The organism is Okeania sp., assembly GCF_983059655.1.
Genome location: NZ_CEZPJD010000194.1, coordinates 8,285 through 11,340 on the forward strand (window position 1 = coordinate 8,285; position 3,056 = coordinate 11,340).

Annotated in this window: 2 protein-coding genes; both read right to left on the reverse strand. The window is 33.2% G+C overall.

What is annotated here, in order from left to right:
- Nucleotides 1-503: 503 nt before the first annotated feature.
- The gene (locus AC3DU7_RS13065) at nucleotides 504-1,457 is read right to left on the reverse strand and encodes a glycosyltransferase family 2 protein (protein WP_488039774.1); all 954 of its coding nucleotides are present in this window, start codon (nucleotides 1,455-1,457) and stop codon (nucleotides 504-506) included.
- 577 nt (nucleotides 1,458-2,034) lie between these two features.
- Nucleotides 2,035-3,056, reverse strand: a 1,022-nt coding sequence (locus tag AC3DU7_RS13070) for a hypothetical protein (RefSeq protein WP_488039775.1), incomplete at its 5' end; no start/stop codon positions are given.

The window sequence follows — 3,056 nt, forward strand, 5'->3', positions numbered from 1 at the left end:
TGAATTTAGCTACAAATTCTCTTCCCTCGCTTCCGGTTAAATTTTAGTAATTATTAATTGGGAATTAGCAGTTTGCAAATGGTAGTTACTTGTTATATGACAAAACTTTTGAAGATAGTAAAAAAATTAATATATCCTAGCAACTTTTTACTAATTACCTAAAAATTCTAGTCTAAAGCCTCCCCTTTTAAGGAGATAAACGAAGGCAGCAGGAGCTAAGGGCAGAGGCCAGGAGTCAGAATTCCCTTCTGCCTTCTGCTTCTTGCTCTCTGCCTTTACCGATCAAAAGCGTTCGAGAGATGGCGAAGTTTCGGAGCCATGTCTAATCGATCAAGAGAAAAGAGCATATTTCTTATGTCAAGCCTCCTTCTTCCTTCTTCCTTCTTCAACATCTTTTTCTTTTGGGTTTAATACCCCACTGTCTATACGGTGCTGACAATTGGTTGGGGTTTGTAGACGCGGAGGGGCTTGTCGAAGACTGTCCCCATCCACTTCTTCCTTCTTCAACCATTAGTAATTTTCTGCATTTTCTTCTCAGAAAAACGCCGATTTATAGAAGAAACTGCCCTCACAGGAATCTCTGTTAATTGAGCTAAAATTAGATTCCAGAGATAGCCATATTGAGGATTATTTTTCAGTAATAAAAGTTCGGCAAATACATAAAATCTTTTACTTCTTTTATATTCAGGAGGATTATCTTCAATTCTAATTTGTTCTGGTTTAGGCAATTTATGACCGATAATTTTTCCTTGTTCATAATACTTTGCTTGAATAGAAAGTCCTAATAATCTATCTAAACACCAAAAAGGAAAATATTTAAACGGTCCTGACAAAATCATTGCATCTCTAATATCTGCCAAAGTTGCTTGTACTATTTCATTTTTCCATACCTTTTTATCAAAGTTTTCTGTATGCCATCCTTGATGATCTTTTCTTTTTCCTAACAGACACAAGGGATTAAATTTATTATGCAAAGGAGCTATGGGTATTTCCACCATATAATTTGGTTGATTTTGTAAACTTTGGTCTCCCGTCCTTACACCACAAGTATTCATTTCATCAATATTAAATATTGATTCCCATGGAGATTTTAAACTAGCCTCATCACCGTATTTTACTTCTTTTCTATTAAGTCTTAAAACCCAACTATCTGGAAACCTTGTAAAATATTTTTTGGTTATTTCTACAATGTCTGGATTGAGAATTTCATCACAATTTACTGTTAAAATATATTTTCCTGAAGCGTTTGTTAACCCAGTCATTCTTTGAATTATTTCTCCCCTAAATGAACTATTTATTTGTTGCATTCGGGGGTCACTAATTGGCAGTTTTTTCATTCCTGGGGGGTGAGCTAAAATTAATTCTACATCTCCATTTATTTTTAAAAGAGTTTCGATCCAATATTCAGGAAGACCTTCTCTTGTGGGTACTACAATTGATAATATTGGCTGAGTCATTTTTATGTATATTAGCTAAATTTTAGGTACATTGTATCAAATTTTTTTATCGTCAGCCAATTCAGTTATCAGTTATCAGTTATCAGTTATCAGTACCTCCTGCAATAAGGAAATTTTTAAGATGCAGAATTTTCTTTTTTATCTCCTTCAAGGGGGAAGGCTTGAGACTTAATTTTTTTGTCAATAATTTAATTTTTTAGTAGTGTTATACCAGCTTGATAAATCTTTGCTATAAATATTTAGGTTACTGCTTAGGAGTCAGGAGACAGGAGTCAGGAGTCGCATGGGAATAGATTTAATACCATTTTTTATGTAGTAATTTATCTTTTTTTTCCAATAGATATTTCCTAAAAATTATTTTAATACTGCTTATTATTTGTAACATTCTTTTTTTACGCTTGGTATTACAGAGATTTGATAGCAAATATTGAATAAGGAAGAAGAAAAAAGTGGATAGGACAACTTTTAAGTATCCCCTCCGCTTCTACAAATCCTCACCATATTGTAAAAACCCTGTAGACTGTGGAATATTAAACCCATGAAGAAAAAGATAAATAGAACTTTATATAAATTATATTTAAAGTTTTGAACGCCATTTTTCTAGTGCTAAATCAATTAATGAGTCTAGAGATTTATAACAATCTAAAACTTCTGTTTTTAATTCTTTCCCTATTCTTGCTTCCCATAGTTTTTTATAATGCTTAAATAGCTCTATATCTTCACAGATGAGAGGTTTTAGATTTTTGGGATACTTCATAATTCTCCTGATTTCCTTAACATATTTTTCTCCCATTTTGTCGTTTGTCGGTAACGAAAGGTAATATCCACGACCATAAGAGTCACGACCGATAGTAAAAAGAAAAACGCCTTTCCCTATTTCAATCGCTTCTATTAATTTTTGCATACCCCTTTTATGCCGATTTATTTCTGTTCCTACTCCACTAGATACATAACCTTCAATTAAAGCTTTATCTTGCCAATCTGTCCAAATTCTAGCTCTGCCAATTCTCGAACTTTCACCACCCTTATATGGTATCCAGAGAAATATTATTAATTCGCCTTTATCCAAGAAAAATTCAGCACAAGATTTACTACTTTTCCCACTACCAATTCCATATTTAATACTTCCAGCAGAAGAAAATTCCTGCATCCTACTGTCAAACCCCAAAATTTTCCGTCTAACCCTAAATACCTCTTCCTGCTGTTGAGAATCCAAATTATTTACAACTTTCAAAAGGGCTGTTGGTGGGCTAGGTAAATCTAAATCATTTTCTAGCTCCTGATAGGGAATAATTGCCTTTGAAATCTCCCCATTATCAATATCTTTTAAACAAAAATAAAAGTTATCCCCATCTTGAATAACAGAAAATTCCAAAAATTGAAAATCAAGAGTGTGATATTTTCTATCTGTAAAATTATCCCGATGAAAACTAGGAGTAATTGCTACTAATCTCACAGGTTGCCGATAATCAACTTTGTCACTAAAAGGCTTCTCATCTAACAAAGCATCATAATAACGAGTCAACTGTTGAACAATTCCCCTATCCTCAACATTTTTTAACTCCAATACCACTAACTTTTCCTGACTATCAATAGCCA

Coding starts and splice junctions, on each gene's coding strand:
- AC3DU7_RS13065 (WP_488039774.1), bottom strand. CDS start 1,457: ATGACTCAGCCAATATTATCAATTGTAGTACCCACAAGAGAAGGTCTT.